Annotated in this window: 14 protein-coding genes and 2 tRNA genes; 11 read left to right on the forward strand and 5 right to left on the reverse strand. The window is 62.1% G+C overall.

The genetic code is table 11. The annotated features are described in order from the left end of the window. Positions 1-134: 134 nt before the first annotated feature. Positions 135-3071 carry a bifunctional diguanylate cyclase/phosphodiesterase gene (locus FAZ30_RS07480; RefSeq protein ID WP_137009179.1) on the forward strand — a complete coding sequence of 979 codons (2937 nt, stop codon included), beginning with the start codon at positions 135-137 and terminating at the stop codon, positions 3069-3071. 108 nt (positions 3072-3179) lie between these two features. Beyond that, positions 3180-3836 (forward strand): HugZ family pyridoxamine 5'-phosphate oxidase, encoded by a 657-nt coding sequence (locus tag FAZ30_RS07485; protein WP_205676653.1) that lies wholly within the window; start codon positions 3180-3182, stop codon positions 3834-3836. Between the two features lie 27 nt (positions 3837-3863). Here the strand turns inward: FAZ30_RS07485 and FAZ30_RS07490 are convergent, their stop codons facing one another. The 5 genes from FAZ30_RS07490 to FAZ30_RS07510 form a co-directional block, all read right to left on the reverse strand. Further along, positions 3864-4565: a S4 domain-containing protein gene (locus tag FAZ30_RS07490; RefSeq protein WP_137009181.1), complete on the reverse strand. Its 702-nt coding sequence runs from the start codon at positions 4563-4565 to the stop codon at positions 3864-3866. Positions 4566-4649: 84 nt separating this feature from the next. Next, positions 4650-5927, reverse strand: coding sequence for an HD domain-containing phosphohydrolase (locus FAZ30_RS07495; RefSeq protein WP_137009183.1), 1278 nt, complete (start codon positions 5925-5927; stop codon positions 4650-4652). A 188-nt stretch (positions 5928-6115) separates the two neighbouring features. After that, positions 6116-6192: transfer RNA gene (locus FAZ30_RS07500), tRNA-Met, on the reverse strand. 33 nt (positions 6193-6225) lie between these two features. After that, positions 6226-6302: transfer RNA gene (locus FAZ30_RS07505), tRNA-Met, on the reverse strand. A 97-nt stretch (positions 6303-6399) separates the two neighbouring features. Next, positions 6400-7551 (reverse strand): class I SAM-dependent methyltransferase, encoded by a 1152-nt coding sequence (locus FAZ30_RS07510; RefSeq protein WP_137009185.1) that lies wholly within the window; start codon positions 7549-7551, stop codon positions 6400-6402. A 140-nt stretch (positions 7552-7691) separates the two neighbouring features. Here FAZ30_RS07510 and FAZ30_RS07515 point away from each other — a divergent pair, with 140 nt between their 5' ends. From FAZ30_RS07515 to FAZ30_RS07555, 9 genes are all read left to right on the forward strand, one after another. After that, the gene (locus FAZ30_RS07515; protein WP_137009188.1) at positions 7692-8465 is read left to right on the forward strand and encodes a pteridine reductase; all 774 of its coding nucleotides are present in this window, start codon (positions 7692-7694) and stop codon (positions 8463-8465) included. Positions 8466-8565: 100 nt separating this feature from the next. Continuing rightward, the gene (gene ttcA, locus FAZ30_RS07520) at positions 8566-9534 is read left to right on the forward strand and encodes a tRNA 2-thiocytidine(32) synthetase TtcA (protein ID WP_124644187.1); all 969 of its coding nucleotides are present in this window, start codon (positions 8566-8568) and stop codon (positions 9532-9534) included. Continuing rightward, the gene (locus FAZ30_RS07525) at positions 9524-10324 is read left to right on the forward strand and encodes a polyamine aminopropyltransferase (RefSeq protein ID WP_124644188.1); all 801 of its coding nucleotides are present in this window, start codon (positions 9524-9526) and stop codon (positions 10322-10324) included. Before ttcA ends, FAZ30_RS07525 begins: the two co-directional genes overlap by 11 nt. A 224-nt stretch (positions 10325-10548) precedes the next feature. Further along, positions 10549-11853: a nucleotide sugar dehydrogenase gene (locus tag FAZ30_RS07530; protein WP_124644218.1), complete on the forward strand. Its 1305-nt coding sequence runs from the start codon at positions 10549-10551 to the stop codon at positions 11851-11853. Between the two features lie 72 nt (positions 11854-11925). Next, positions 11926-12990 (forward strand): Gfo/Idh/MocA family protein, encoded by a 1065-nt coding sequence (locus tag FAZ30_RS07535; RefSeq protein WP_124644189.1) that lies wholly within the window; start codon positions 11926-11928, stop codon positions 12988-12990. A 38-nt stretch (positions 12991-13028) separates the two neighbouring features. Then, positions 13029-13697 (forward strand): hypothetical protein, encoded by a 669-nt coding sequence (locus FAZ30_RS07540; RefSeq protein ID WP_124644190.1) that lies wholly within the window; start codon positions 13029-13031, stop codon positions 13695-13697. 97 nt (positions 13698-13794) lie between these two features. Continuing rightward, positions 13795-14325: a DUF4337 domain-containing protein gene (locus FAZ30_RS07545; protein ID WP_124644191.1), complete on the forward strand. Its 531-nt coding sequence runs from the start codon at positions 13795-13797 to the stop codon at positions 14323-14325. A 21-nt stretch (positions 14326-14346) separates the two neighbouring features. Next, entirely contained in the window at positions 14347-14916 is a 570-nt protein-coding gene (locus tag FAZ30_RS07550) for an acyltransferase (RefSeq protein WP_137009190.1), read from the forward strand. 84 nt (positions 14917-15000) lie between these two features. Beyond that, positions 15001-16098, forward strand: a complete 1098-nt coding sequence (locus FAZ30_RS07555) for a DegT/DnrJ/EryC1/StrS family aminotransferase (RefSeq protein WP_137009192.1) — start codon at positions 15001-15003, stop codon at positions 16096-16098. Position 16099: the final 1 nt, after the last annotated feature.

A 16099-nucleotide genomic window follows, 5' to 3' on the forward strand; every position in this document is an offset into this window, starting at 1 on the left:
GTCACGCCGCCCCGGCCATTTCATGGTCTGCGACGGGCGTATGCCATGAACATCTATTTTTCAGAGCGATGAGTGACGCTCTGCCCACGACATGCTAATGTCGGGCGGCTGTCATCTATCTGCAAGGACGTTCCGTGTCTGCTCGATTTCCCGCCATGTTGCGGCTGGCTGTGGTCTATGCCCTGATCGGCGTTCCTTCCCTGTACAGTGCCATTCCGCCGGGCTATACCGCACCGGTGTTTCCGGCTGCCGGCATCGCCATGATGTCCTTGCTGCTGTGGGGCCGCGCGCTGTGGCCGGGTGTGCTGCTGGGTTCGCTGCTGGTGCAGCTGGTGGCCAGCGGGCAAGCCGGCGTGCATGGCTGGGCATATCTTGCGCTGCTGGTGGTGCCGCTGGCAGCCACCGTGCAGGCGCTTGGCTCCTGCTGGCTGATCCAGCGCTGGATAGGCTGGCCCAATCCGCTGGATCGCGCAGACAGCGTGATCCGGCTGATGTTGTTCATCATTCCGCTGTCCTGTCTGCTGAGTAGCGGCATCAGCGTGCCGGCCTTGGCTGCGCTGGGTGTGCTGCCGGCCAGCGATCTGCTGTTCAATGTCTGGAACTGGTGGCTGGGCGATACCTTTGGCTGTCTCATCATGCTGCCACTGATGCTGGCGTGGTTTGGCCGCCCGCGCAGCGAATGGCGCGCCCGCAGCCCTGCCTTGCTGTGGCCGATGCTGCTGACCGCGCTGACCATGGTCGGTTTCAGCGCCCTGATTCATCACTGGGAAGCGCTGCGGGTGCAAAGCCAGTTCAACCGCGATGCCGGCCAGATCGAGCTGGCGCTGAAAAAGCGCCTGGACATGCAGCTGGATGGCATGCTGGCCCTGCAACAATTGCAGACCCGCTCCCCGGGCGATTCCGCCAGCCAGTGGCGCGAAGTGACGGCATCCTGGCTGGCGCGTCTGCCGGGTACGCAAAGCCTGGGCTGGTGCCCGCTGGTGAGCGATGCCGAGCGTGTAGCATTCGAAGGCCACGCGCTGGCAGGCTCTTCCATTCTGGCACGTGATGCCGCCGGTCATGTCGCGCCGTCGCCGCAGCGTCCTTCCTATTTGCCGGTCCGCTATATCGAACCCTTGGCCAGCAACAAGCGTGCGCTGGGGCTGGACATCCTGTCCTCGCCCGAGCTGGCCACTACCATCCGGCACAGCTTGCAAAGTGGCCAGCCGATGGCCAGTCCGGCCATCCGGCTGGTGCAGGAAGCGCAGAAGCAAAAGGGCGTGGCGCTGTATCAGGCGGTATACGCCCCGACGGACGATAGCCAGCATCAGGTGCTGCGCGGGGTGATTTCCAGCCTGTTTCGCATGGATGACATTGTCAGCAGCACGCTGCAGCATGGCGTGCGTCACGATATCGAAGTGTGCTTGATTGATCGCGACGGCGCGCCCGGTTTCCACCGCCTGTCCGGCCCGGCCAATTGCGGCAAGGAGGGCTGGTTCGGTCAGCGGCCGCATTTGCTCAGCCAGTTTTCCTTTGCCGGGCGCAACTGGGCATTGCGCCTGCGTGCCAGCGAGGATTATCTGGCCGGGCTGCGCAGCTGGCTGGAGTGGATCACCTTTGTGGTGGGGCTGGCCATGACCGGCCTGTTTGGCGGTTTTCTGCTGATTGTCACCGGCTATACCCGACGCATGGAAGGCGAGGTGCAGCAGCGCACTGCCGAGCTGGCCGATATCAACCAGCAGCTGCAAACCCAGCTGGATGCCACCCGCAAGGCCGAGGCCAATGTGACTTACCTGGCCTTGCACGACAGCCTGACCAGCCTGCCCAACCGTGCCTGCTGGCTGACCATGGCACGCCATGCCATGGCCGAAGAGGACAAACGTCAGCTGGCGGTGCTGTTTCTGGACATGGATGAATTCAAGACGGTCAACGACAGCCTGGGCCATCCGGTCGGCGACCAACTGCTGGTGGGCATTTCACGCCGTCTGCAGCAGCCGCTGCCGCCGGATGCCATGCTGGCCCGCTTGGGTGGCGACGAGTTTGTCATCTTGCTGCCTTATCAGCAGCAGGCAGAGCTGGATGCGCTGGGCGAGCAATTGCTGGCCCTGTTCGACCCGGCGGTGGTGGTGGAGCAGCACGAGTTGCGCTGCACGGTCAGCATTGGGGTGGCACTGTTCCCGCAGGACGGGCAAGACCCGGACACCCTGCTGCGCCATGCCGACATGGCCATGTATGCGGCAAAGGAAGCCGGCCGTGACACCCTGCGTTACTACACCCCGGACATGAATACCCAGGCCATGGAGCGCCTGACGCTGGAGCGCGACCTGCGCCGTGCCCTGCAGGACGACCCGGCCCAGCTGGTGCTGTATTACCAGCCGCAGCTGGATGCCGACAGCGGCCGCTGCATTGGTTGCGAGGCGCTGGTGCGCTGGCGTCATCCCTTGCGTGGGCTGATGTTGCCCGGTGAGTTCATCAGCCTGGCCGAGCGCAGCGGGCTGATTGTTGAACTGGGGCGCTGGGTGCTGGCCGAGGCTTGCGCCGAACAGGCGCGCTGGGCTGCGGCCGGCCTGATGCTGCCGGTATCGGTGAATCTGTCGCCGGTACAGCTGGAACGCAGCGATCTCACCCCTTATGTGCGCGGGCTGGTGAAACGCTACCAGATCGCCCCCGGCATGCTGGAGCTGGAGCTGACCGAAGGCGCGCTGATGAGCGAGGATGCACGCCATCTGGAGGTATTCAATGCGCTGATGCAGCTGGGCTGCCGCTTTGCACTGGATGATTTTGGCACCGGCTATTCCTCGCTGTCGCGGCTCAAGCGCTTCCCCATCAGCCGCTTGAAGATAGACCAGGCTTTTGTCAGCACCTTGCCGGGCAGTGGCGATGACGAAGCGGTGGTGCGTGCCACGCTGTCGATGGCGCGCGACATGGGCATGGATGTGGTGGCCGAGGGGGTGGAAACCGAGGCCCAGCATCGCTGCCTGCAGGCCATGGGTTGCGCGCAGATGCAGGGCTACCACTTTGCCCGCCCGATGCCGGCTGCCGAGCTGTTCCGTTTTGTGGCCCGGCTGCCGCAGGCGCAGGATTCGCGCTGATCTTGCTTGCGCCAGCGCAAGCCGCTGCCGGATGGCGCTGACGCCAGCGTAGCGGCTGTGGCATAACATGCCGGCTCACTATCCTGCCGTCCAAGGGAGAATCTTGCTGTGAAAATTCCATCCACTGTTGCCCTGCAACTGATGCATGGCAGCCATTACGCCACGCTGGCCAGCCATTCCATTCAGCTGCCCGGCTATCCTTATGCCACGGTATTGCCCTATGTGCTGGATCAGGCGCACCGGCCCCTGTTGCTGATCAGCGCGCTGGCCGAACACACCCGCAATCTGCTGGCCGATGGCCGTTGCAGCTTGTCCATCGTGGAAGACGGTGTGAGCGATGTGCAGGCTGGTGCCCGGCTGACCCTGGTGGCCGATGCGCAGCGTATCGAGCCTGAACCGGCGCTGCTGCAACGTTTTTGTCGTTATCAGCCGGCGGCAGCGGATCTGTTGCAGCTGGATTTCATGTTCTTCCGCCTGCAGCCTTTGCGGCTGCGCTATATCGGCGGCGTCGGGCGCATGGGCTGGCTGGAAGCGCCCGAGCTGGATGGCTTGCCCTTATTGGCACTGGAAGACGAGGCTGCGCTGTTGCGCCAGGCGGTGGTGGCCGATGGCATCCAGCTGTTGGGGCTGGATGCGCTGGGGGTCGACTATCGGGTGGGAGAGGCTGCGGGACATCGGCGGCGGCTGTGGCCGGAGGCCATGCCCTCGGGCGAGGGCTTTGCTGCTGCGGCCTTGCAGGCAGTGGCAGCGCTGGCGGCTGACTAGCCACAGGCTGGCTGCCAGTTCTTGGGCCTAGAAGGACTCCATCGGCAGCAGGTAGCGCCATTGCCCGGCAGGCAGCTCGCCAATGCCCAGTTTGCCAATACGGATGCAGCGCAGGGCCAGCGGCTGCAAGCCCAGGCCCTGGCAGATGGCGGCCAGTTGGCCGGCCTGTACTGCCGTCAGCACCAGTCGCAGCTGGCGGTCGCTCTGGCGGCTCACTTTCAGGCCACGCGGCGCTTTACCCGGTAGCTTCAGCTGTTGCAGAGCTTGTTTCAGGTCTTCTGCGCTGGGTGCTGCTTCCAGTTGAATCAGGTATTCCTGCTCGGCATCGGCCAGCTTGCGCGCCAGCTTCTTGTCCAGTGTCAGGGCCACCAGGCCATGGCAGCCCGGCTCCAGCGCGCCGGCCTGTTGCAGCGGCTTCAGGTGGCGCGGATTGAAGACCACCTCGCTGCCATCGCGCAGAGAGTGATTGTCCGGGGTAATCAGCGCGGCTAGCGGCAAGGGCTCGGCAGCGGCACGATGTAGCAGCAGGCTGATGCTCAGTTCGCCCAGCGTCATGCGCGGCTTGTCCAGCTCGATGCGCTGTTCCGGCCGCACGCGGCTGCCCAGTTGTTGCACCAGTTGGCCATCCACTCTGACCCGCCCCTGTTCGATGAAGGCATCGGCTTCGCGGCGCGAGCACAGCCCCAGCTCCACCATGCGTTTGGACAAACGCAGTTCCTGTTCACTCATTGCGGTACTCCAGTGGGATCGACGCAGGGTCGGGGTCGGCGATTATCCGCCTGCGCCCGGGTGCTGGCAATCGTGCCGCCAGACTCAGGCGGCTTTTCCTGCCGGCAGTGCGGCCGCCATGGCGCCATCCATGTCCTGCGCAGCCAGGGCCAGAATGGTCGGGTCGATGCGCTGTTGCGCCGCCAGTTGCTGCAGGGTGGCCAGCACTGCGTCGGCACTGAGTCCGGCGCGGTAGGGCCTGTCCTGGGCCAGTGCCTGAAAGATGTCGGCCACGCGCAGGATGCGCGCCTCGATGCACATGCTGGCTGCGCTCAGGTGGAAGGGATAGCCGTGGCCATCCGGTTCTTCGTGGTGATAGGCCGCCCAGCAGGCGATTTCTTCAAAGCCGCGGATATGCCGCAGGATCTGGTAGGTTTCAAAGCTGTGGGCATTGATCAGGCTGCGTTCGCGGCTAGTGAGGCCGGCGGGCTTTTCCAGTATTTCATCCGGCACGCGCAGCTTGCCCAGGTCATGCAGCAGGGCGGCAATTTCCAGTTGATCACAACGTCCTGGCGTCAGCCCCAGTCGCTCGGCCAGCCAGCGCGACAGGCCGGCCACGCCTTGCGAGTGGCGCGCGGTAAACGGGCTTTTGGCATCGACAATGCAGGAAAACAGCGTGGCCAGTTGCTTGAGCTGCGCCGTGCTGGCCTGGCAGGGCAGGCTCAGTTCGCGCATGTCCTGCAACATGCCGGCAATGCCGCGTGGCTCCAGTTGCAACCAGAAGGCTTCGGCTTGCGACGCTTGCAGAAAAGCCTCGACCAACTGCGGGGCAAAGTGCTGGCCGCTACGCTGGGCGATCTGCTCACGGATGGCCGGCGTGTGGGTGAGCAATTCGCCGCTGCTGTAAAAGGCCGCTGCCATGGCGTCCACCCGGTCTACCAGATAGATCAGGTTGGCCTGTTCGGCTATTTCGCGGCTGAGGCCAGGCATGGCCGCCAGTTTTTCCCATGGGGTGTGGTGATAGCGTACCGGCTCTGCCATGGCGGCCAGCGGGGTAAAGCTGGCCAGCAGGGCTGCGCCAGTCAGGCAATGCTGCTGGGAGCCGGCCCAGTCGAACTCGCTGACCAGATGCTGATGGGTGCGGGTGGAGGAGACGCCGATATCGTGCAGCAGGCCCAGATCGAACAGAAAATTGGCCTGTTGCCGGCTCAGGCCCAGCGTCAGTGCGCAGTGATAAGCCATGATGCCGACCCGCTTGCCGTGGGCCACATCATCGATGCCGACCAGATCAAGCGCATCGGACAGCGCGTGTATCACTTCGCGCAGGTCGACATGGATGCTGCAGTCAGCAGCGGTGGCGGAAAGGGGGGAGGCGACAGGCATGGTGGTCTTTCGCATCAGATGATCGGGCAGTCCACTCAGGGGACTGTTCTCTCAATCTAATGCATGCCGGTAGCGCCCGAAAGGCGGAATATTGCTTGTCCTTGACATGCCGCAGGCAGCGCGGTGGCCTGCGACGCACGTACAAAAGCAAAAGGCCAACTCCTTGGAGCTGGCCTTTGCGGTAATGCTGGTGGCGAATCAGGGACTCGAACCCCGGACCTGCGGATTATGATTCCGTCGCTCTAACCGACTGAGCTAATTCGCCGGGAGCTTTGCGTGAGCAAAACTCGGAAAACTGTGGTGGCGAATCAGGGACTCGAACCCCGGACCTGCGGATTATGATTCCGTCGCTCTAACCGACTGAGCTAATTCGCCACATTTCTCGATGCGCTTGCACCGAGACGCGAACTATACGCAGCGTTTTTTCGGCTGTCAACCAAAAATGCGTGCGATCTGCGGCGGGCTTGCTGCGTTACAGGGTGTGGCAGCGGTCGCCCTGGGTAAAGCCCAGCCAGTCGATGCTGATGCCACGGCCAAAGCCGATCACCTTGAACAGTTCTCCCATCTCCTGCATGGACAGCAGCTTTTGCACCATGGCCACCACTGGCAGATAGCTGGCGCTGTCGTCGGCATCCAGTTCGCCCAAGAGCTGGGTGATGCCGGCATTGATCAGGAATTGCGCCTGGGTGGTGTAGCCGATCAGGTCCAGCCCGGCATCGATACCGGCCTGGGCAATGGCGGTGAAGTCCACGTGACAGGTGAGGTCCATCAGGCCGGGCAGGAAGAAGGGATCGTCCACGGTGTGGTGGCGGTAATGGCCGATCAGCGTACCCATATGGCGTTGCGGGTGGTAGAACTCGGCTGCCGGGTAGCCATAGTCCACCAGCAGGATGGCCCCGCGCACCAGGTGGCGCGCCAGGGTGTGGATGAAGGCGGTGTTGCTCAGGCTCAGTTCGCTGATATAGCCGGCCTGGCTGATGTTCAGTGCCGCTGCCTGCCCTTGAAGGGCCGGGTCCTGGATGGGGCGGTCCTGCCAGATGAACTGCTCACCCTCCAGCGCCACGCCGCGTTGTTGCGGTTCGGGGGTCCAGTGCAACAGCTCGCAGGGCATGGCATCCAGCACTTCATTGCCGATCACCACGCCATCCAGTTCGGCCGGCAGCACGCTCAGCCATTGCAGGCGGTCCGCCAGATGGGGCAGGGCGGCGCGGATGGCGTTTTGCTGGCGCTCGATCAGGTCGGCCGACAGGTCGATGATGATGTACTGTTCCGGCAGGCAGTCCAGCGCTTCCAGTTCGGTGAGGATGTCGATGGCCAGCTTGCCGGTGCCGGCACCGAATTCATACAGCTTGCCGGCCGTTTGCGGCAGCAGTTCGGCAATCTGTCTGGCCAGGGTGCGGCCAAAAAACGCCGACATCTCCGGCGCGGTGGTAAAGTCGCCGGCGCTGCCCAGCTTGTGGCTGCCGGCCGAGTAATAGCCCATGCCGGGTGCGTACAGCGCCAGTTCCATATAGCGTGAAAAGGGAATCCAGCCGCCGGCGTCGCTGATGGCCTGGCGGATATGGGTGCACAGTGCCTGGCTGGTGGCCAGTGCCGCCGTGCTGGGAGCGGGTAAGGTGGTCATGGAATGCATCCTGCTACAATGTGCGGCGATTGTGGGCGAAAGCAGGGCGCGGGAGAAGAGGCCCCGCGCATTTTATCGCCGTCTAGCGCTGGCCGGTGCGTGTCGCCGGCAGTGGGTAACCATTCGGAGATGAACAGCAGATGGCGCGACAGCAAGAAGCCGCCGAGCAGGTGCTCGAGCAGCGCGTGGTGTTGATTACCGGTGCGGCGCGCCGGGTTGGTGCGGGCATTGCCCGGTTGTTGCATGCGCGCGGCCTGCGGCTTTTGCTGCATTATCGCGGCTCGCAGCGCGAGGCCGAGGCACTGGCGGCCGAGCTTAATGGCCGGCGGCCGGCTTCGGTGCGGCTGTTGCAGGCTGATTTGCTGGACATGCAGGGCTTGCAGCAGTTGGCAGCACAGGCGGTGGCCGCTTTTGGCCGGCTGGATGGCCTCGTCAACAATGCCTCCAGTTTTTTCCCTACCGAGCTGGGCGAGATCGACGAGCTGGCCTGGCACGACCTGATGGGCAGCAATCTCAAGGCACCGCTGTTTCTCAGCCAGGCAGTGGCCCCGGCCCTGCGTCGTAGTGGCGGGGCCATCGTTGGCATTTCCGACATTCACGTCGAGCGGCCCATGCGTCGCCACGTGGTGTACAACCTGGCCAAGGCCGGCCATGCCCAGCTGATCCGCAGCCTGGCGCTGGAGCTGGCCCCGCTGGTGCGGGTGAACGGCGTGGCACCGGGGGTGAATCTGTGGCCGGAGGACGATGCCTCGTTTGATGCGGCCGAGCGTGCCAGTATCGAGGCCACCATTCCGCTGCAACGTACCGGCCAGCCGGATGACATTGCCCGCGCCGTGGCTTTCCTGTTGCTGGATGCCAGCTATGTCACCGGCCAGATCCTGGCGGTGGATGGTGGTCGCAGCATCGTGCTGTAGGTCTTGCCGCCACAGCCGCAGGCCATGCCGGGAAAGAGCGTGGATTTTGGCGGGGAAAAACAGTAAAATCGCCTGTTTTTCAATTTCTTAGCCGTACCCCATGTCCGAACAGAACGCCGTACTCGACGACAAGGCCAAAAAGGCCGCCTTCGAGGGCAATAAACTGGCCAAGCGCCTGCGTCACCATGTGGGTGATGCCATCAATGATTTCAACATGATCGAAGAGGGCGACCGGATCATGGTGTGTCTGTCCGGCGGCAAGGACAGCTATACCATGCTGGACATCCTGCTGGGTCTGCAAAAATCCGCCCCTATCGATTTCTCCATCGTGGCGGTGAATCTGGACCAGAAACAACCCGGCTTCCCGGAAGACGTGCTGCCCGGCTATCTGGCTTCCATTGGTGTGGAATACCGCATCATCGAGGAAGACACCTACTCCATCGTCAAAAAGCTGGTGCCGGAAGGCAAGACCACCTGCAGCCTGTGTTCGCGGCTGCGCCGTGGCATCCTGTACCGCGTGGCCGACGAGCTGGGGGCCACCAAGATCGCGCTGGGCCATCACCGCGACGACATCCTGCACACGCTGTTCCTCAATATGTTCTACGGCGGCAAGCTCAAGTCCATGCCACCCAAGCTGGTGTCGGACGACGGCAAGCACATGGTGATCCGCCCGCTGGCCTATTGCCGCGAAAAGGACATCATCCGCTATGCCGACTTGCGCCAGTTCCCCATCATTCCGTGCAATCTGTGCGGCTCGCAGCCCAATCTGCAGCGCCAGGTAGTGAAGGAAATGGTCAACGACTGGGACAAGCGCTTCCCCGGCCGCGTGGAAAGCATGTTCCGCGCCCTGCAAAACGTGGTGCCTTCGCATTTGTGCGATACCGGCCTGTTCGACTTTGTCGGCCTGCAAACCGGCGACAGTCCCTTCGAGAATGGCGACACCGCCTTTGACAAGGAAGAGTTCAATGATCCACTGCCTGCGGCGGAGGATGAGGATGTTCCGTTGAGGCGCACCATCAGCATTCTGGATTCCCGCAAGCCGGGCGAGGGGAGCGCTTGTGGCGCGTAGAGCCTTGCATCCTTTCCGCCGCCGGGTGCGTGCGGCGGTAGACGACATGCCGGAAGTGGAAATCTCCGAAGCCGGCAATATCCGGTCCTTGCATCTGGGCTCGGAAACCATCCAGAGCTCGATGGACATGGACGAGCCGGCCGAGCTGGTGTTGTCCTACAGCCGCGCCATGATGGCCTTTCTGCTGTGGAACGACGACCCGCGCCATATTCTGCAGATCGGCCTGGGCGGCGGATCTTTCGCCCGCTTCATCGACGAATATCTGCCGGACGCGGTTAGCGTGGCGGTGGATATCAATCCGCAAGTCATCGCCGTGGCGCGTGCCTTTTTCAAGCTGCCGGAAGAGGGTGATTTCTTTGAAATCATCGAGGCCGACGGTGCGGATTACGTGAAGATTTTCCGTGGCTCCACCGACGCCATCCTGGTGGACGGTTTCGACGGCTTGCAGATTGTTGACGAACTCACCAGCGAAGATTTCTTCGAAGATTGCAAACGCGCGCTCAGTCCGCATGGCGTGTTCGTCACCAACTGGTGGAGCGGCGACAAGCGCTATCACAGCTTTGTCGAGCGTCTGCTCAAGGTATTCGAGGGCCGCGTGCTGGAGCTGCCTTCGGCCAGCCATGGCAATGTGGCGGTGATGGCCTTCCGCCAAAGCCCCACGCTGACCCAGTGGGAAGCGCTCAAGGAGCGTGCCGACCGCATGGAATGCCGCTTCGGGCTGGAGTTTGGCGACTTCGTCCAGCGGCTGAAACAGACCAACCAGAGCACGGCCGGGCATCTGCTGATCTGATTGCGCCGTGTTGTGTGGTGGCGGGCATTTTGTCACGTTTGGTAACCCCAGCAGCCCGTCAAGCAGGCGTATAATGCGGCGCTTGAAACTGCACACGCGCGGTTTGAGCCAGATCAGCAAGCCCGCCAGCCAGGCGAGGCACACTGCCAGACCTTACCGAATTCAGTGCATGGTCGCCGTGGGCGGCCATGGCAGGTTTTTACTTTGTTGGGACTATCATTGTGATCAAGCAGCAATTGCTTAACCGTATCGCGGACAAATCCGCCGTCATCGGCATCGTGGGTCTGGGCTATGTCGGCCTGCCGCTGATGCTGCGTTTTGCCGAAGTGGGCTACAAGGTACTGGGCTTTGACATCGACCAGAGCAAGGTTGACGCCCTGACCGCCGGCAAGAGCTATATCGAGCATATCAGCGCTGACAGCATCGCTACCGCGCTGACCCGTGGTTTTGAAGCCACCACCGATTTTTCCCGCGCGCCGGAAGCCGACACCCTCATCCTGTGCGTGCCGACCCCGCTGAACAAATACCGCGAGCCGGATCTGTCCTTCGTGCTGGATACCATGGACAGCCTGGTGCCCTACCTGCGCGAAGGCCATCTGGTGTCGCTGGAGTCCACCACCTACCCGGGTACCACCGACGAAGAGCTGCTGCCGCGCATGCAGTCCCGTGGTTTCCAGGTGGGGGAGAATGCCTTCCTGGTGTTCTCGCCGGAGCGTGAAGATCCGGGCAATCCCAATTTCACCACCCGCACCATTCCCAAGGTATGTGGCGGTTACAGCCCGGCCTGCCAGGAAATCGGTGTGGCGCTGTACAGCGCGGTGATCGACAAGGTGGTGCCGGTGTCGTCCACCCGCGCCGCCGAAATGACCAAGCTGCTGGAAAACATCCACCGTGCGGTGAATATCGGTCTGGTCAACGAAATGAAGATCGTTGCCGACAAGATGGGCATCGACATTCACGAAGTGATTCGCGCTGCTGCCACCAAGCCCTTCGGCTTCGTGCCCTACTATCCGGGCCCGGGCCTGGGTGGCCACTGCATCCCGATTGACCCGTTCTACCTCACCTGGAAAGCGCGTGAATACGGCGTGAACACCCGTTTCATCGAGCTGGCTGGTGAAGTGAACAGCAATATGCCTGACTGGGTGGTGGCGAAAGTCGCTGCTGCGCTGAACACCCGCAAGAAAGCCATCAATGGCAGCCGCGTGCTGGTGCTGGGCATTGCCTACAAGAAGAACGTGGACGACATGCGCGAAAGCCCGTCGGTATTCCTGATGGAAAAGCTGCGTGATCTGGGTGCAGAAGTGTCCTACAGCGACCCGCACGTGCCGGTGTTCCCGAAAATGCGCGAGCACCACTTCGAGCTGTCCAGCGTCGCGCTGGATGCCGCCACCATCGCCAGCTACGACTGCGTGCTGCTGGCCACCGACCATGACAAGTTCGACTATGCGCTGCTGAAGCAACACGCCCAGCTGATCGTCGACAGCCGTGGCAAGTATCTGGAACCCGCCGACCACATCGTCAAGGCTTGATCTTGTCGGCATAACGCAAGCAGGCGACCCCACGGTCGCCTTTTGCCGTTTAAGCACAGAACGGAACCCACCATGAAAACCGTACACCACGCCCCCATTACCGACCGCAAGATCCGCTTCGCGCTGGTTGGTTGTGGCCGCATTGCCAACAACCATTTCGGCTCGCTGGAACAGCATGCCGATCGCGCCGAGCTGGTAGACGTCTGTGATGTTGATCCGGCTGCGCTGCAAGCAGCAGTCGAGCGCACCGGTGCCCGTGGCCACAGCAATCTCACCGACATGCTGGCCTCCACCAATGCCGACATCATCGTGCTGACCACCCCGTCCGGCCTGCATCCGGCACAGAGCATCGAATGCTCGGAAGCGGGTTTTCACGTGATGACGGAAAAGCCGATGGCCACCCGCTGGGAAGATGGCCTGGCCATGGTGAAAGCTGCCGACAAGGCCGGCAAGCGCATGTTCGTGGTGAAACAGAACCGTCGTAACGACACCCTGCAACTGCTCAAGCGCGCCATGCAGGAAAAGCGTTTCGGCCGTATCTACATGGTCAACGTCAATGTGTTCTGGACCCGTCCGCAAAGCTATTACGATCAGGGCGGCTGGCGTGGCACCTGGGAATTCGACGGCGGTGCCTTCATGAACCAGGCCAGCCACTATGTGGACCTGCTGGACTGGCTGATCGGCCCGGTGGAAAGCGTGCAGGCTTACACCGCCACGCTGGCACGCAATATCGAAGTGGAAGACACCGGCACGGTCAGCGTCAAATGGCGCTCCGGCGCGCTGGGCAGCATGAACGTGACCATGCTCACCTACCCCAAGAACCTGGAAGGCTCCATCACCATCCTGGGCGAAAAGGGTTCGGTGCGGGTGGGTGGGGTGGCGGTCAATGAAATCCAGCACTGGGAATTCGCCGAGCCGCACGCCATGGACGATGAAATCAAGAACGCCAGCTACGCCACCACCAGCGTCTACGGCTTTGGCCACCCGCTGTACTACGACAACGTGATCAACGTGATGCAGGGCAAGGCCGAGCCGGAAACCGACGGCCGCGAAGGGCTGAAGTCGCTGGAACTGCTGATTGCCATGTATCTGTCGGCCCGCGATGGCCGTCGCGTCAGCCTGCCGCTGGATTATTGATCTGATTCAGGTTCCGGATGTCCCGGAGGAGAGTAGCGATGAAGGCATTGATGGTGTCGGTAGCCTTGCTTGGCATGGCGGGTATTGCCCAGGCTGCTGAAAGCGTGGTGGGCGTGTACAAGCAGGGTGGCTATGTGGCGACCAAGCTTGAATTAAAAGCCGATCATCGGTTTTCGTTTGAAATCCTGGGCTCCGGGATTAAAGGCGAGGCTTCCGGTCTGTGGGAGAAGGCGGATGGCGGTGTCACGCTGACGACTGATCCATTCCCTCCGGTGTTTCGTTTATTGGAAACCAAGGCGGATAGTGAGCACTGGGTTGTGGAGTTTGTGCAGCCTGATGGCCAAACAATGCCCGGCAAACCTTCTCCGCGTTCCGCTCTGGGGATGAATGGCCTGGGGGCTGCGTTGGTCCACAACAATGGCCAGGTGCTGACGATGGGCAATGGCGACATCGGGCCATGGCAAGTCAGTTGGCCGCGTGAAGGTGTGCTGAAACAAGTCGTGGTTGCCAACGCCTTGAATGTTTTCCAGGCACCTACCTTTATTCCGGCACAGCCTGGACAGAGCCGGTATCGCATTGCCGTGGATATCGCCTCGGCCTATAAGATTCCGTTCAATAAATCCTTGGTCAGCGTTTCGCCGGACCGGGCAGAGCTGATTACGCCTGAATCCGGCTATAAATTGAATTTGAGTAAAGAGACAGATTAATCCCGGCAGCATCTGGATTATCGAGCCTTGTCCCGGCCCGTAACACGCGGGCCGGTCTGTCATCCCGATTGGCATACAGCAACACTGAAACACACTCATGGCTGAAGAAAAGAAAGACCCCTGGCTGAATTATTTGGCGCTCACCACCGTCATCCTGGCCGTGTGCGCCACGCTGTCCACCTTCAAGGGCGGCGGTTTTTCCACCCGCAGCGTCATCGCCCAGGCTCAGGCCTCGGACCAGTGGGCCTACTATCAGGCCAAGGGCATCAAGGGCAATCTGTACGATGTCGAGCGTGAACGGCTGCAATTCGAAATGGAGCAGCTGCCGGCCACGGCGCCACAGCGCGAGCATTACCAGCAGCAGCTGAAAAAGCTGGGCGACAAGGTGGCGCGCTACAGTGCCGAACGCAAGGACATCGAAAAGATGGCCCGCCAGCTGGAGGTGGAACGCGATGCCGCCCAGCGTCAGGGCAAGCCCTTTGGCGTGGCGGTGATTTTCCTGCAGGTGGCCATCCTGATTTCTTCCATCGCCGGTCTGTTCAAGCGCAAGCTGATCTGGCTGGCGGCACTGCCGGTGGGGCTGCTGGGCCTGGTGTATTTTGCCGACGGTTTTTTCCTGTTTTTCTGAATCTGAGCGCGAGGCCTGGACATGACCCAATACACCGTACACCCCACTGCCATCATCGATGATGGCGCGCACATCGGTGCCGGCACCCGTATCTGGCACTGGGTGCATATCTGCAGCGGTGCCAACATCGGTGAGCGCTGCTCATTCGGGCAGAACGTGTTTGTCGGCAACGACGTCGAGATCGGCAACAACGTCAAGATCCAGAACAACGTCTCCATCTACGATGCGGTGACGCTGGAAGACGACGTGTTCTGCGGCCCGTCCATGGTGTTCACCAATGTCAACAATCCGCGCAGCCATGTCAGCCGCAAGGATGAATACCGCCGTACCGTGGTGAAGCGTGGTGCCTCCATCGGCGCCAATGCCACCATCGTCTGTGGCCACCATGTGGGCGAGTATGCCTTCATCGGTGCCGGTGCCGTGGTGACCCGCGATGTGCCGGCCTATGCGCTGATGGTGGGTACGCCGGCCAAGCGCATCGGCTGGATGTGCGCCTGCGGCGAGCGCCTGCCCAACGATATCGGCACCCACGCCTGCACGGCCTGCGACAGCTTTTACCAGATCGGTGGCAATCACTGCGCACCGGCCTGAGACGCGGCAGTTTGCGCCACGCCTTTCTCTTTCATCATTGACGGCTGTCCGCAGGACAGCCTGGCCCCAGCAAGGAATCGAGCCATGAGCATCCAGTTCATCGACCTCAAAGCGCAGTACCAGCATCTGAAAGCCGACATCGACACCCGCATCCACGCGGTGCTGGATCATGGCCAGTACATCATGGGGCCGGAAGTCAAAGAGGTGGAACAGCAACTGGCCGCCTACACTGGCGTCAAGCACGCCATCGGCGTGTGCGATGGCACCAAGGCGCTGCTGATTGCGCTGATGGCGCTGGGTGTGGGGCGTGGCGACGAAGTCATCACCACGCCGTTCACCTTTATCGCCACCGGTGAAATGATTGCCCTGCTGGGTGCCACCCCGGTGTTTGTCGACATCGACCCCATCAGTTACAACATTGATCCGGCGCTGCTGGAAGCCGCCATCACCCCGCGTACCCGCGCCATCATGCCGGTCAGCCTGTATGGCCAGTGCGCGGACTTTTCCGCCATCAACGCCATTGCCGAAAAACACGGCATTGCGGTGATTGAGGACGGTGCGCAAAGCTTTGGTGCCAGCCAGCACGGCAAGAAGTCGGGCAACCTGTCCACCATCGGCTGCACCAGCTTCTTCCCCAGCAAGCCGCTGGGCTGCTATGGCGACGGCGGTGCTTGCTTCACCAATGACGACGAACTGGCGAAGAAAATGCGCGAAATCCGCATTCACGGCCAGGACCGTCGCTACCACCACCCGGTAATCGGCCTGAATGGCCGGCTGGATACCATCCAGGCCGCGGTGCTGCTGGCCAAGCTGCCCAGCTTTGCCGACGAAGTGGCGGCGCGTGAGCGCATCGGTGCCCGCTACAGCGCGCTGCTGCAGGACGTGGCCCGTGTGCCGGTGATCGGCGCGGGCAATACCCATGTCTACGCCCAGTACACCATCGAGGTGGACAATCGCGAAGCAGTACAGAAAGCCCTGCAGGAACTGGGCGTGCCCACCGCCGTGCATTACCCGATTCCGCTACACCTGCAGCCGGCCTTTGCCCATCTGGGGCAGGGCGAAGGCAGCTTCCCGCTGGCCGAAGCCGCCGGCAAGCGCGTGATGAGCCTGCCGATGCACCCCTTCCTGGATGAAGCCACCCAGGACGCCATTGTCGCTGCGGTGAAAAAGGCATTGAGCTGAG

The organism is Aquitalea aquatilis (assembly GCF_005155025.1).
In the GTDB taxonomy this organism is placed as follows: domain Bacteria; phylum Pseudomonadota; class Gammaproteobacteria; order Burkholderiales; family Chromobacteriaceae; genus Aquitalea; species Aquitalea aquatilis.

Bases quoted from the DNA above. Each gene is read 5' to 3' on its own strand.
- FAZ30_RS07490 (WP_137009181.1), bottom strand. From the start codon at position 4,565: ATGAGTGAACAGGAACTGCGTTTGTCCAAACGCATGGTGGAGCTGGGG.
- FAZ30_RS07495 (WP_137009183.1), bottom strand. From the start codon at position 5,927: ATGCCTGTCGCCTCCCCCCTTTCCGCCACCGCTGCTGACTGCAGCATC.
- FAZ30_RS07510 (WP_137009185.1), bottom strand. From the start codon at position 7,551: ATGACCACCTTACCCGCTCCCAGCACGGCGGCACTGGCCACCAGCCAG.
- FAZ30_RS07515 (WP_137009188.1), top strand. From the start codon at position 7,692: ATGGCGCGACAGCAAGAAGCCGCCGAGCAGGTGCTCGAGCAGCGCGTG.
- ttcA (WP_124644187.1), top strand. From the start codon at position 8,566: ATGTCCGAACAGAACGCCGTACTCGACGACAAGGCCAAAAAGGCCGCC.
- FAZ30_RS07535 (WP_124644189.1), top strand. From the start codon at position 11,926: ATGAAAACCGTACACCACGCCCCCATTACCGACCGCAAGATCCGCTTC.
- FAZ30_RS07540 (WP_124644190.1), top strand. From the start codon at position 13,029: ATGAAGGCATTGATGGTGTCGGTAGCCTTGCTTGGCATGGCGGGTATT.
- FAZ30_RS07545 (WP_124644191.1), top strand. From the start codon at position 13,795: ATGGCTGAAGAAAAGAAAGACCCCTGGCTGAATTATTTGGCGCTCACC.
- FAZ30_RS07550 (WP_137009190.1), top strand. From the start codon at position 14,347: ATGACCCAATACACCGTACACCCCACTGCCATCATCGATGATGGCGCG.
- FAZ30_RS07555 (WP_137009192.1), top strand. From the start codon at position 15,001: ATGAGCATCCAGTTCATCGACCTCAAAGCGCAGTACCAGCATCTGAAA.